9 protein-coding genes and 1 pseudogene are annotated in these 14,634 nt (G+C 31.9%); 4 read left to right on the top strand and 6 right to left on the bottom strand.

The window, feature by feature from the left end; all coding sequences use genetic code 11:
* Positions 1-36: 36 nt before the first annotated feature.
* The gene (locus tag AC3VI6_RS05580; RefSeq protein WP_274634085.1) at positions 37-435 is read left to right on the top strand and encodes a DoxX family membrane protein; all 399 of its coding nucleotides are present in this window, start codon (positions 37-39) and stop codon (positions 433-435) included.
* 143 nt (positions 436-578) lie between these two features.
* On the opposite strand, the gene AC3VI6_RS05575 is transcribed toward AC3VI6_RS05580, so the two are convergent.
* The 4 genes from AC3VI6_RS05575 to AC3VI6_RS05560 all read right to left on the bottom strand — a co-directional run bounded on the left by AC3VI6_RS05575 (position 579) and on the right by AC3VI6_RS05560 (position 7,253).
* Entirely contained in the window at positions 579-1,436 is an 858-nt protein-coding gene (locus tag AC3VI6_RS05575; RefSeq protein ID WP_497705453.1) for a class I SAM-dependent methyltransferase, read from the bottom strand.
* A 119-nt stretch (positions 1,437-1,555) separates the two neighbouring features.
* Positions 1,556-3,433 (bottom strand): tRNA uridine-5-carboxymethylaminomethyl(34) synthesis enzyme MnmG, encoded by a 1,878-nt coding sequence (mnmG, locus tag AC3VI6_RS05570; protein WP_497705452.1) that lies wholly within the window; start codon positions 3,431-3,433, stop codon positions 1,556-1,558.
* Between the two features lie 29 nt (positions 3,434-3,462).
* Positions 3,463-3,879, bottom strand: coding sequence for an rRNA maturation RNase YbeY (ybeY, locus tag AC3VI6_RS05565; RefSeq protein WP_435253929.1), 417 nt, complete (start codon positions 3,877-3,879; stop codon positions 3,463-3,465).
* Between the two features lie 89 nt (positions 3,880-3,968).
* Positions 3,969-7,253: a DUF4175 family protein gene (locus AC3VI6_RS05560; RefSeq protein WP_497705451.1), complete on the bottom strand. Its 3,285-nt coding sequence runs from the start codon at positions 7,251-7,253 to the stop codon at positions 3,969-3,971.
* A 234-nt stretch (positions 7,254-7,487) separates the two neighbouring features.
* Between AC3VI6_RS05560 and gltX the strand changes: the two genes are divergently transcribed.
* Positions 7,488-9,011 carry a glutamate--tRNA ligase gene (gltX, locus tag AC3VI6_RS05555; RefSeq protein WP_497705450.1) on the top strand — a complete coding sequence of 508 codons (1,524 nt, stop codon included), beginning with the start codon at positions 7,488-7,490 and terminating at the stop codon, positions 9,009-9,011.
* A 48-nt stretch (positions 9,012-9,059) separates the two neighbouring features.
* On the opposite strand, the gene AC3VI6_RS05550 is transcribed toward gltX, so the two are convergent.
* Positions 9,060-9,653 carry a hypothetical protein gene (locus AC3VI6_RS05550; RefSeq protein ID WP_497705449.1) on the bottom strand — a complete coding sequence of 198 codons (594 nt, stop codon included), beginning with the start codon at positions 9,651-9,653 and terminating at the stop codon, positions 9,060-9,062.
* 57 nt (positions 9,654-9,710) lie between these two features.
* On the bottom strand, positions 9,711-10,145 hold the full coding sequence (locus AC3VI6_RS05545; protein WP_299001038.1) for a tellurite resistance TerB family protein: 435 nt from the start codon (positions 10,143-10,145) through the stop codon (positions 9,711-9,713).
* Between the two features lie 352 nt (positions 10,146-10,497).
* Here AC3VI6_RS05545 and AC3VI6_RS05540 point away from each other — a divergent pair, with 352 nt between their 5' ends.
* Entirely contained in the window at positions 10,498-10,785 is a 288-nt protein-coding gene (locus AC3VI6_RS05540; protein ID WP_497705448.1) for a hypothetical protein, read from the top strand.
* A 286-nt stretch (positions 10,786-11,071) separates the two neighbouring features.
* Positions 11,072-14,396 (top strand): annotated as a pseudogene (mfd, locus tag AC3VI6_RS05535) (transcription-repair coupling factor).
* Positions 14,397-14,634: the final 238 nt, after the last annotated feature.

Here is a 14,634-nt window from a genome sequence, read left to right as displayed (position 1 = left end):
CCATTTTAAAATATATATTTGTAAAAAATCAACTTTATGGAACTTATACAACAAAGCATAACAGAAATCTTGTTATTACTTTTTTTAATCGTTACTTTTTTACAATCTGGAATAGATAAGGTAAGTGATTGGAAAGGAAATTTATCTTTTATAAAAGATCATTTTCAAAACTCACCATTAAAAAATTCAGTACCACTATTATTAGCTATTATTTTAGTTTTAGAATTGTTAGCAGGTGCTTTAATGTTTGTAGGAATTTTCCATTTAGCAACTACAGGAAATAATACCTATGCTTTAATTGGAGCAGAATTATGTGCATTAACTTTAATCTTTTTATTAATTGGTCAACGATTAGCAAAAGATTATGCAGGGGCAATGACATTAGCAGTTTACTTTTTAATAGCCATTTTTGCAGTGTATTTATTAAATAGTTAAAATTTATAATAAATTAAATATTTTATAATTTTAGTTTATTAAAAAACCTCTTAAAAAATCAATTTTAAGAGGTTTTTTATTTTTCTTAAGGTGTTTCTATATTTTATTATTTTAAATAGAAATAACTGTCCTTAAATTAAGTTTTACTTGTTTTTTAGGATGTAAATCAAAGAAGAATACTCTCCGTTGCTTTTTGCTTTTAAATTTGATTGTAAACCAACCAAAAATGCCTTTATGGGTTGTGATTTTTTTGTTTTGTATTTTTCTGATAGAAGTGAAACATAATATGAATCGAATTTCATTGGAAGTATTTTTTCAACATTCATATCAACTAAAGAAAATAGTTTTGAAATAGCTGTTTTAGAAAAATGCCACAAATGTCTTGGAACATCGTAAGCTGCCCAAAACTCTTTATAATATTTTGCATCGTAACTTTTATGATTAGGAACAGCAATAATTAATACTCCGTTAGGCTTTAACAATTTTTTTAACTGTTCAATATATTCAACTAAATTAGGAATATGTTCTAAAACATGCCAAAGCGTAATTACATCAAATTGCTTGTTTTCAACTTGAGTTAAATTTTCGTGTAAAATTATATTTTTAGTTTCAGCAAATTCTCGAGCTTTATCTGATGGTTCTACACCTGTAATTTTCCAACCACCATTTTTACATACTTTTAAAAAATCACCTGTACCCGCTCCTACATCTAAAATAGTTTTTCCTTCTGTTTTAAATGAGTTAATTAATTTAAGTTTTTTCTTAAGGGTATGGTTTTTTACTATCTGATAAACTTTATCAAATAGAGATTTTTTACTATCTGTATGTGAAATGTAATTTTCACTTAAATAATATTTATCTAAGTTGTTTGGAACAGGAGAAGTTACAAGCATATCGTAAGCTTCGTTTTTCATTACTTCATAACTCTCCTCTGAAACTGTATAATCTATACAGTTTAAAAAAGGTTTTAAGTTCTTATAGAACTCTTTTTCTGTAATCAAATTTTATGTGTGTTGAGTGTTCCATGTGGAACATTGGTTTTTGGTTAAACAATTATACATAAAAAAATAAAACGTTCCACATGGAACATTTTATTTTTTATGGTTCTAAATACGGTAAGTTACCTTCCCATGTATACAAGTAGTACTGAAATATCACTTGGTGATACTCCACTTATTCTACTTGCTTGAGAAATGGATGTAGGTTGTATTTTAGATAATTTTTCTCTAGCTTCAAATGATAAAGATTTTACTTTGCTGTAATCAAATGTTGAAGGAATAGGAACATTCTCTAATCTGTTTAATTTATCAGCATTGCTTTTTTCTTTTTCTATATAGCCAGAATATTTTAAGTGAATTTCTACTTGTTCAATAATTTCTTGATCAATATTATTCTCTTGAATATAGTTTTCTAGTTTATCTATTGATCTAAAATCAGTAAAACTTAACTGAGGTCTCGCAGCAATTTTAAACAATTTCATTGACTGATTAATTGTTGCTAAATTTTTACTTTCTAAAATCGGATTTATCTCTTCTTTTGTAATGCTTAAATCACTAATAAAATCGATAAGGTTTTGTGTTTTGTTTTTCTTCTCTTCTACTCTATCCATTCTTTCTTGAGAAGCTAATCCTAATTTATACGATTTTTCAGTTAATCGTAAATCAGCATTATCTTGTCTTAAAAGTGTTCTGTATTCAGCACGCGAAGTAAACATACGATAGGGTTCTTCAGTTCCTTTGGTAATTAAATCATCAATTAAAACACCTATATAAGCTTCACTTCTTTTTAAAATGAAAGGCTCTTTTTCTTGAACTTTTAAAGCGGCATTTACACCTGCCATTAAACCTTGTGCAGCTGCTTCTTCATAACCTGTCGTTCCGTTTATTTGACCTGCAAAAAACAAGTTGTTAATTAACTTCGTTTCTAAGTTATGTTTTAATTGTGTTGGTGGAAAATAATCGTATTCGATTGCGTATCCATATCTAAAAAATTTCACATTTTCAAATCCAGGAATAGAACGTATAGCTTTGTCTTGAATATCTTCTGGAAGTGATGTAGAGAATCCATTTACATATATTTCTACCGTATTCCATCCTTCTGGTTCTACAAAAACTTGGTGACGTTCTTTCTCTGCAAAACGATTGATTTTATCTTCTACGGAAGGACAATAACGTGGTCCTGTAGATTTAATTCTACCGTTAAACATAGGTGAACGATCGAATCCTTCACGAAGTAAATCGTGTACTTCAGGATTGGTATAGGTTAAATAACAAGAACGTTGTTTAGTTAATGGTTTTGTAACCGGTAAATACGAGAATTTTTCTGGATTATCATCTCCTGGTTGTTCGGTCATTTTAGAATAATCTAAAGAGCGTCCATCTACTCGAGGAGGAGTTCCTGTTTTCATTCTACCAGCTTCAAATCCTTTCGTAACTAAATCTTCAGTAATACCTGTTGAAGCACCTTCTCCTGCTCTACCTCCACCAAATGTTTTTTCACCAATATGAATTAATCCATTTAAAAAAGTACCTGCTGTAACGATTACTGTTTTAGCTTTTATTTCTAAACCTAAAGCAGTTTTTACACCTGTGATAGTATCTCCATCAAACAACAATCCGTTAACAGAATCTTGATAAAAATCTAAATTTTCTGTTTGCTCTAACATTGTTCTCCAGCACTCTGCAAATTGCATTCTATCCGATTGTGCTCTCGGACTCCACATAGCAGGACCTTTCGATTTATTAAGCATTTTAAATTGAATAGCAGTCTTATCAGTTACAATACCACTATAACCACCAAGGGCATCAATTTCACGTACTATTTGCCCTTTTGCAATCCCTCCCATAGCAGGATTACAACTCATTTGAGCAATGTTTTGTAAGTTCATTGTAATTAACAAAGTGTGTGCTCCCATATTTGCACTTGCTGCTGCTGCTTCGCTACCAGCATGTCCACCTCCTACTACAATTACATCGTATGTTGTATTAAATAAACTCATTTTTTTATTCAGTTCCACGTGGAACGATTTTAATTTTTATCTAAAATTTCTAAACATTCGTTTTCTTTCGAACGCATTAATTCTTTTTCTTCTTCTGTCTTATCCTTGTATTTCATATAGTGTAAAATACCGTGAATAATTACGCGGTGCAATTCGTTTTCAAAAGAAACATTAAACTCTTTAGCATTTTCTTTAACCCTTTCTACAGAAATAAAAATATCACCTCCTACTAATTTACCTAACGTATAATCGAAACTGATGATATCGGTTAAAGTATCGTGCTGTAAAAACTCAACATTTATTTTGTGTAAATAAGCATCATCACAAAAAATATAGTTGATTTCTCCTAGTTCAAAACCTTCCTTTTCAATACACGTTTCTATCCATTTAGATGTGTTTTCTTCATTGTGTAATTGAAACTCGGTTTCGTAATTAAATGCAATCATTTCTTTATATTAAATACTATATGTTCTTAATCTTAAACTGTGAATTAAAAAGCTATAATATTTACTATTATCTAAGGCTTTTTAATACGTTATTTTTTGTCTTTCGGAAGACTAAAGTACTCTTGTACTTTCTTTTTGTAATTTTGGCGCAAAGGTAATGATTGTCTGTTTAATATCTCTGTTTGGTTATAAAACAACTTTTTAAATTTTAGTTCTTTGCTAGTATTGTTGTTAAACTCTTGTAAATTGGTGTTCGATTTACGTTGTTTTTCTCTGTTTTGTTCAAAGGTAGCTTTGTCTAGTTTTAGCAATTCATAATTTAATTGCTGCATTCTATTAATACTTTCTTGCGTAAAACCTTTTTCTAAAATCTCATTTTCTAGTTGTTCCATTTTTTTTAATGCTTTTTTAGCTTCCTTATTTTCTCCGTTTCCTTCTTTAATAGCATTTTCTAATTGTTCTCTTAACTGAGATTGCTCTTTATAAATTTGATATAATTCACCATCTAAATCGTCGTTTTTTTTGCCTTCACCATCACCTTCTTTTTGTCCATCTTTACCATCTTTAGGTTTGCCTTGATTTTGTTTTTGTATACCTTCTTTCATCTTTTCCATTAGTACATTTTGTTGTTGAATAATGTCTGGTAAGCTAAACGATTTACCTTTTCCTTTCCCCTTTCCATTCCCTGGTTTTGGATTTTGCATAGCATCTAATGTATTACTTAACATATCTGCTAAAGTGTTAGCAGAAGTCATTACATACTGTTGGTTTGATATTCCATTCTGGAAATAATTATCTGCAAAGTTTTCTAATGATTGATCTAAATTATAATGCGCTTGTGCTAATTGATCTTGTACTTTAGATGAGATACTTGGTATACGCATAGAAAGCACAAATAAGCTATCATCTATGTGTTCAAAATAAGTTTTAAGCTGGTGCTGCTTTTGAAGGTTTTTACCAAAGTTAGGATGTGATGAGTTGGTTGAAGAAAACTCATCCATCAGTGCTTCTTGGTCAAAAGAAAACGTAATTAGATTTTCTAAGATTTGACGTAAACCTTCCATATTCTCCTCTTCCATTTCAGCACTCATCGATTGCATTGCTTGTTGCATTTTCTGACTCATTTGCTGCATCTTATCAGAAGCTTTTTTCTGATTTTCTTTAGCTTTTTGTTGCTGATTATTTTCTAAATTTTCATCAGCTTTATTAAGTTCTTCTTGAGCTTCTTTTTCTAAATTTTCCATAGAAGGAATTTCCATGGGTTGTTTTAAATTTTCATTGTCTTTATGAAGCTCATTTAATTCTTTTTTTGCTTTTTGAAATTCAGTGTTAATTTCTTTTTGCTTTTCTTTTGTTGTGTTTTGCTTACTTAAATCTTCTTGTTTTTTTGATAATTCATCAAGCTTGTTTGCTAACTGAGACATTTTTTGCTCAACATAAAAACGCTTTGTCATTTCTAAAATACGTTCTAAACTACGTTCTTGTTGTTTGTTTTGTTCAGCTAGTTCTTTGGTCTTTTTTATGAGTTCTTCCTTATTTAGTTTGTCTGCCAACTTCTTTAACTCATCTAATAACTTTTGTTGCTTATCAAGTTTTTTAAGTTCTTCTATACGCTTCTGTAGGTTTTCTTTTTTCTCTTGAAGTGTTTCGTTTTCCTCTTTCTTTTCAGAGAAATTCTCTTGTAATTTTTGCGTTTGACGTCGCATCATTTCTTTATACTGCTCTTGACGCTTAACCAAATTCTGAATCTTCTTCTGGTCGTTCCAGTTGATGTTCTTTTTATTCTGTAAATCGAACTGTATTTTCTCTAATTCTTTTTTACTTTTTTGCTGTTGATCCAAAGAATTGTTAATGTTTTCAATGTAGTTTTTTTGTTCTAATAATAGCTCCTCCTCTATTTCTTCTTCAGATTTTTGACGATAACTAAACTTTTTACTCAGGGCTTTTTTACTGCCATTTACAATGTCGTTATCGTACACTTGAAAGTACATTTCATAATTTATCCCTTCTTGTAAATCTAAACTACCAGGGAATTCAAAATAAAAAGTTTGTATATTTTCTTTATTAATGGTTAATGATTTACTCTGAATAATCTGAGTATTGTTTTTATCGTAATAGAATATTTCTAGTTTTTTAAAACCATAATCATCGGTAATTTGACCCGCAAATTGAGCATTACCTCGAGTAATACTATCGATGTTTGAATTTACAGAAATGGTTGGATATTCATCTTTAATCACATCAATTGAAAACTGTAATTGTTCGTAATCTTTTAGGTTTTTATTAGATGTGGAAATTTGATAGTGTAAACTTTCATTCAGTTGTTTTTTTAATTCAAATTGATCGTTTTCTTTTTGTGTAAAAATTTCTCTTTTTTCTTTATTAATGAAGGTAACTGTATCGGTTTCAGAAGTTTTAATTCCCCAGGTAATGAATGTTCCTTGTGGAACATTTAAATTTCCTGTATTATGAATAGTCTCATTCCCTTTTTTTGTGTACGACGGATATTGTAGGTGTAATGAAATGTTTTGAATCGAAGGAGTATTGATTATTGTAAGTTCATATTCTTGTGAATTAATTCCGTTTGCACTAGCAAAAAAAGAAATAGGTACTTGTACTTCTGAAAAAGTATAAGAGAACAATCCGTTTCCTTCATTTTCTAAAAAGTACTGTTGATTGTTAAAATGAATTTTTGCTTCACTAGGAATAACTTCCCCTTTCGTTTGAAAATATATGGTAATATCTTTTCCTTTAATTACACGCAAATCTTTAGCTGTTAAATCGAAATAAAATGGCGCAGGAGGATTGTAAGCAACAGAATGATTCACTACACGATTTAAACTTTGAGAAAGCTTTTCAGAAGTTCCTGTAAGCAGAGAAAGCATCCAAATAAAAATAGGAATCAATACATATTTCAAATACTTTTTATTGTTGCTAAAATCGATGGCTTTGTTGAAAGAAATAGGTTGCAGTTCTTTCGATTTTTGCTCAATACTTGCAGCTAATAAATCCGATTGCAGATTGGTTTGTTGCAATTGAAGTACGTTTAATAATTTGTCTTGTACTTCAGGAAAATGGTTTCCAATAATTTTAGAAGCTTCTTCAAAAGAAATTCCTTTTTGTAATCCTATAATTTTAAAAATAGGGAAACAGATAAAACGGAATAGTAAAAACAATTCAACAGTAATAAACAACCAAAATAAAATGGTTCTAGCAGTAGGTTGTAACCAAAGAAAATATTCAATAAATAAGGTGAAAAATAGATATATCAATCCTAACGAAACAAATAAAATGCTTCCTTTTATCAATTCATTGGTGTAGTATTTTCTACTGAATTGCTGTAGCTTTTGCTGTATTTTACTAAACTCTCCCATAAGTAATTATAAAAATACGTGTTTTATAAGGAATTTTAAGTTAAGATTTGTGTAAACATATTATTTTAGGGTAAAAACGCTTGAAAAGCTTTAAAAGCGGGTTGTACGCAGTAACAAATTAACAGAATTAGATGACTGCTTATAATTATCTCTTTTTCTTTCTGCGAAGCGAACTTGATTCTCTTTTCTATTTCTAAACATAAAACTATCTTTGCGTTTTCAAATCAATAAAAAATGACTGAGAACGTAAGAGTACGCTTTGCTCCGAGTCCGACAGGACCGTTACACATGGGTGGTGTAAGAACTGCTTTATTCAATTATTTATTTGCTAAAAAACATAACGGAACTTTTGTATTACGTATTGAAGATACAGATCAAACTCGTTATGTAGCCAATGCAGAACAATACATCATCAATTCGTTAGAATGGTGTACTATTCCTTTTGATGAAGGTCCAGGGAAAAACGAAAAATTCGGACCATATCGTCAGTCAGAGCGTAAAGAGTTGTACAAACAATACGCTGATGAGTTGATTGAAAAAGGGTGGGCTTACTATGCATTTGATACTGCAGAAGATTTAGATGCACACCGTAAAGATCATGAAGAGCAAGGAAAGACATTTATTTACAACTGGCACAATCGTGAAAAAGGAAGATTGGTAAATTCATTAGTACTGTCTAAAGAAGAAGTTGATGCTAAAATTAATGCTGGAGATAAATATGTAATTCGTTTTAAAACACCACAAGACGAAACGTTGATTTTACAAGATGAAATTCGTGGTACGATAAAAGTTGAAACAAATACTTTAGATGATAAAGTTTTGTTTAAGTCAGATGGTATGCCAACTTATCACTTAGCAAATATTGTTGATGATCATTTAATGGAAATTTCGCACGTAATTCGTGGTGAAGAATGGTTACCTTCTCTCCCACTTCATGAATTATTATACCGCGCTTTTGATTGGCAAGCACCAAAATTTGCACACTTACCGTTAATTTTAAAACCAGTAGGAAAAGGAAAATTAAGTAAGCGTGATGGTGATAAATTAGGTTTCCCAGTTTTCCCGTTAGAATATACAAATGAAGAAACGGGTGATGTTTCTCGTGGATACAGAGAAGACGGATATTTTGCAGATGCTTTCATTAATATGTTAGCTTTCTTAGGATGGAATCCAGGAACGGAACAAGAAATGTTCAGTTTAGAAGAATTGGTTGAAGCGTTCGATTTAAGTAGAGTAAGTAAATCAGGAGCGAAATTCAGTCCAGATAAAACCAAATGGTTTAATCAACAGTATTTACAACAAAAATCAAACAAAGTTTTAACCGATTTATACTTACCTATTCTTGAAGAAAAAGGAATTAAAACGGACGAAGCTTTTGTTGAAAAAGTAGTTGGATTGATAAAAGAACGTGCTACGTTCGTGGCAGATTTCTGGGAGTTATCAAACTTTTTCTTTGAAAACCCTTCAGAATATGATGAGAAAGCAGTAAAGAAACAATGGAAAACAGAAACTGGAGCTTTAATGCAAGAGTTAATCGAAGTGATTTCTAAAATTGAAGATTTCTCAATTGAAAATGCTCAAACAGAAATTAAAGGGTGGATTACTTCTAAAGAAATTGGTTTTGGCAAAGTAATGCAACCACTTCGTTTAAGTTTAGTAGGTAAGTTAGCAGGACCAGACTTGTTTGATATTATGACAATGATTGGTAAAGAAACCACTATTATAAGAATACAAAATGCAATAAACGCATTATCATAACAAAAAAAAGCCGCTAATTAGCGGCTTTTTTTTGTGTTATTTTGAGGTTTAAATCATACAACCTCCTAAATGTTTCGCTGAACTACGACTGCTTGAAGAGCCACTATTATTCCAATTTAATTTGAAAACAACACCTAAAGTTCCTTGAATGTGCGAACGCATACTTTCGTATCCTTCAAAAGAGTGTTTGTAATATAATTGAGGATTGATACCTACTTTATCACTCACCCAGTAAATTCCACCACCACCAATATTCAATGTTGGAGTCATTTTACGATCAGAATCTACTAAACTTCCTCCAACAAAAACATACGGAGCAAGTTTATCTAATACAGCATCAAAATTATAACGAAAAGAAGCATCCATAGAAAAATACTTCGCTGAATTAGAGATAAAACCGATATCATCAATTGTATTGAATGACATAGCTCCATCTAAAGAAAAACGATCGCCAATAGGCATAGTTAAACTTAAGGTTGGTACTTGAAATAAGTATTGATCGCCAATAAAAGCGGCATCGCTTTCACTAAATTTTGTTATTCCTGCTCCTATACCTATTTGCCAAGAATCGTTTAAGTTTTGAGAAAAAACAGCCGTTGTTAAACAGGTAAAGATAGTTATGAATAATATTTTATATTTCATTTGGGAGGATTTGTTTATGAGTAATAACTGGTTTTAAAGGATTTTAGTATAATTGAATTAATTGATATTAACATTTTTAATGGCCGTAGTAAAGTCATCTAAGTCATTATCGTTTAAAACTAAATGGATGGCTTCATCACAAACTTTTTCAACATTTTCAGAAGTAAAATTTAAAGCCAATGCTATTTTACGTAGCAAACCTACTTCTTCTTTTGCTACTTCTTCATCAGCAAAAATCATTTTAGTTAAAAGATATAAACGTTCAATACGCTCATCGTAACTTACTGGTGAGTTTACAGGAAATTTTTCAGGAGTTTTTAAAATTAGTGTATACTCTTCTTCACTAATGTTTAATTTTTTAGAAGCTCTATCTAATAATTCTTGTTCACCTTCAGAAATGATTCCATCAACTTTAGCAATTTTTACGATGCTGGCAAAATGCCCTATTTCTTGTTTGTGTTTTCCGCTTGAATATAAATCTGATATCGACATAATTTTATTTTTTATAAATACTATCAACAGGTAAGTTTAAAGCCCGTCAACTTTCGCCGAAAGTTAACAATTCTCCTTAAAAACAAAGTATTATTTTTTTTTATAGTTATTTTATTTCACATAAAAACGAGTAATAAAACACGATTATTTAATTGGTGGTTTAAGGCGTTTTTAAAAAATAGTAATACAAATACCTATATCGTGTTGTTATCGTTGTTTAAAATCGTTTTATGAGGTTTTTAGCTTTGTAAAACCAAAGCTTAAAGATTGAATAGGCATTTCTTATCATTTTGTAAAAAAGTATAAAAAAATAACTAACTTGTTGTCGAGCAAATTTTAATTGTGGTAAAAAATGAAATTAGCAGCTACTCTTTGTTTTTTTCTATTTAACAGAAAACGACAGATTGATTTTTGTTTCGATCAAAGAATTTATAAGGAAGATACAGGTTATGAAGTGGGTTATTACCGAATTATTTCTACAGAAAAAGATAAAAAACCGACTATTTCTTATGGAAAGTTTCACGCGGTGTTGAAAAAAATAAACAATCAATGGTTGATTGCACAAGATTGGGATACTAATACTATCAACGAAAAATTAATTACCAAACAAGATTTTGAAACAGGAAATTGTTTAAAGTAAAAGAGTTGTCATTTCTGTAAATAGCTTCGAATTAGTGTTAAATCATCTGTGTTTATACGCATAACAAAATATAAGATTTTGTCAACGAATTAGTTAACCTTTACAATTTCTATTTGTGTTTTATTTGTTGACATCATTGTTTAAACAACACAATTAACCTTATAGAAGCAGTTAAAAAACAACCCTTTCAATAAAAAATAATCCTCGTACATTTGCGTAAAATTTTTGTACGTTGAGCAAGCAAGCAATTGTAAATCACTATCAACAATCTGAGAATGTAAAACAGATTGTTCATCAGCTTCAACAAGATCCACACCATTTTCAACTAACGAATTTGGTCGGTTCTTCGTTGTCTTTTGTCATTTCCGAAACTTTTAAACAAGCCGATAAACCTTACTTGTTAATTTTTAATGACAAGGAAGAAGCCGCGTATTATCTAAACGATTTAGAGCAGTTATTGGGCGATAAAAACGTGTTGTTTTATCCGGGTTCATATCGCAGACCCTATCAGATAGAAGAAACTGACAATGCCAATGTACTCTTGCGTTCAGAGGTGTTAAACCGTATCAATTCTCGTAAAAAACCTGCGATTATTGTTACCTATCCTACGGCCTATTCGAAAAAGTAGTCACCAAAAAAGAGCTGGAAAAAAACACGCTAAAAGTGGTGGTGGGCGAGCAAGTATCGCTCGATTTTGTCAACGAAGTATTGTTTGAATATCATTTTAAACGTGTCGATTTTGTAACCGAACCAGGAGAGTTTTCGGTACGTGGTGGAATTATCGATGTGTTTTCGTTTTCGCACGACGAACCCTATCGTATTGAGTTTTTTGGTGATGAGGTAGACAGCATCCGAACGTTTGATGTTGAAACGCAACTTTCTAAAGAAAAACTGAAGAAAGTGAGCATTATGCCCAATGTAGAAAACAAAACACTACAAGAGTCACGAGAAAGCTTTTTAAAATACATATCGGCTAAAACCGCTGTTTTTGTGAAGAATGTAGATTTGTTAAGCGATTCGTTGGATAAATTCTACCGAAAAGCAGAACTGTCGTTTAACGAATTATCTACAGAAATCAAACATGCAAAACCCGAAGAATTGTTTTGCAACGGTGAGCTTATTCGTAATCAATTACAAGATTTTACATTAGTTAACATTGGTAAAAACCGTCACGCTGAACTTGATTCAGCGTCGCATAAAGGTGAGATTCTGAAACAAGTTCAGAATGACGTAACTATTCAGTTTAATACCCACCCACAGCCGTCTTTCAACAAAAAATTCGACTTGTTAATTCAGAATTTCAACGAATTTTCAGCCAAAGGATTTACTAATTATATTTTATGTTCTAACGAACAGCAAGCACAACGTTTCCACGATATTTTTGATGACCACGAAGAAGAAGTTTCTTATGAAACCATCGTGTTTCCGTTGTATCAAGGATTTGTGGATATTGATAGTAAAATTGTTTGTTATACGGATCATCAAATCTTTGAGCGTTATTACAAATTCCGACTCAAAAATGGATATGCGAAAAAGCAATCCATCACCCTACAAGAACTTACTAAATTAGACGTAGGCGATTATGTAACACATATCGATCACGGAATTGGAAAGTTTGGCGGACTTCAAAAAATTGATGTAGAAGGTAAAAAGCAAGAAGCCATCAAGTTAATTTATGGCGACCGCGATATTTTATACGTGAGTATTCACTCGCTACACAAAATTTCCAAATTCAACGGAAAAGACGGAAAACCACCAAAAGTATATAAACTAGGGTCGAATGCTTGGAAGAAAGTCAAGCAGAAAACCAAAACCCGCGTTAAAGAAATCGCGTTTAACCTTATTCAGCTATACGCAAAACGTAGACTTCAAAAAGGATTTGCTTTCGGACCGATACGCACATGCAACACGAGTTGGAAGCGAGTTTCTTATACGAAGACACACCCGATCAGTTCTCTTCTACCCAAGAAGTAAAAGCCGATATGGAAAAAGAACAACCGATGGATCGTTTGGTGTGTGGTGATGTTGGTTTTGGAAAAACAGAAATTGCCATTAGAGCGGCATTTAAAGCGGTAGATAACGGAAAACAGGTTGCGGTGCTTGTACCAACTACGGTTTTGGCATTTCAGCACTTTAAAACCTTTTCTAAGCGATTAAAAGACTTTCCGGTTACGATTGACTATCTAAACCGTTTTAGAACCACAAAACAACGCAAAGGAGTGTTAGAAGGGGTTGCTGATGGAAGTGTAGATATTGTGATTGGAACGCACCAGTTAACCAATAAAGCAGTTCAGTTTAAAGATTTGGGATTGTTGGTTATTGATGAGGAACAAAAATTTGGGGTAGCAGCGAAAGATAAACTAAAAACCATTAAAGAAAATGTCGATACGCTAACCTTAACGGCAACGCCGATACCGCGTACATTACAATTCAGTTTAATGGCGGCAAGAGATTTATCGGTGATTAAAACACCACCACCAAACCGTCACCCGATAGAAACCAATGTAATTCGCTTTAGTGAAGAAACCATTCGCGATGCGATTTCGTACGAGATTTCTCGTGGTGGACAGGTATTTTTTATCCATAACCGTATTGAAAACATCAAAGAAGTAGCAGGGTTGTTGCAGCGTTTGGTGCCAAGTGCGAAAATTGGTATTGGTCACGGACAAATGGAAGGAAAAAAGTTAGAAGAACTCATGCTTGGTTTTATGAACAATGAGTTTGATGTATTGGTGTCTACCACCATTATCGAAAGTGGATTGGATGTACCGAATGCCAATACGATTTTTATCAACAACGCCAATAATTTTGGACTGTCAGATTTACACCAAATGCGTGGTCGTGTTGGGCGTTCTAACAAAAAAGCCTTCTGTTATTTTATCACTCCACCGTATCATCACATGACCGATGATGCGCGTAAACGAATTCAGGCATTAGAGCTGTTTTCTGATTTAGGAAGCGGATTGAATATTGCCATGAAAGATTTAGAGATTCGTGGCGCGGGAGATTTGTTAGGAGGTGAACAAAGCGGATTTATCAACGATATTGGTTTTGATACCTATCAGAAAATCTTACATGAAGCGATTGAAGAACTGAAGGAAAATGAGTTTAAAGACTTATATCCTACGGATGAAAATGCACCAAAAGAGTATGTAAAAGAGGTACAAATTGATACCGATTTTGAAATTCTATTCCCAGATGATTATGTGAATTCGGTTACCGAACGTTTAAGTTTATACAACAAATTAGGAACCTTAACTACAGAAGAAGAATTGCAAACTTTTGAGACTGAAATTATCGATCGTTTTGGAGAATATCCAACCCAAGTGGCCGATTTATTAGACAGTGTTCGTATTAAATGGTTAGCGAAAGAACTAGGTTTAGAAAAGGTGATTTTAAAGCAAAAACGATTAATTGGATATTTTGTAGCCGATCAGCAAAGTGCTTTTTACCAAACCGAAGCGTTTACCAAAATGTTGAGGTACGTACAGCAAAATCCGAAGAGTTCTGTAATGAAAGAAAAGAAAACCATAAACGGATTGCGCTTACTGATCACATTTATTAAAATTGATAGTGTGCACAAGGCGTTAGAAACCTTACAGAAAGTATAAAAAGTCATTCCTCGCTCGCAATGACGGTACAAAGAAGTTGTCTGTTCGAGTGGTTTTCACGATTAGAATGAGTGAAAATTGTATCGAGAACTAGTTTATATACATCTCGATACAAATTTCTTTTTTTCTATCGAAAAAGAAATTCGCTTGACGTGACAATTAAAACTTAGAGATTGCTTCATTTCCACTTCGACTTCGCTCAGTGTCCATTCGCAATGACGAAACAAAGAAACTATCA

Source organism: Tenacibaculum sp. TB-56 (genome assembly GCF_059716275.2).
The sequence above is the reverse complement of the archived record's forward strand: the minus strand, read 5'-3'. Positions and strand labels throughout refer to the sequence as shown.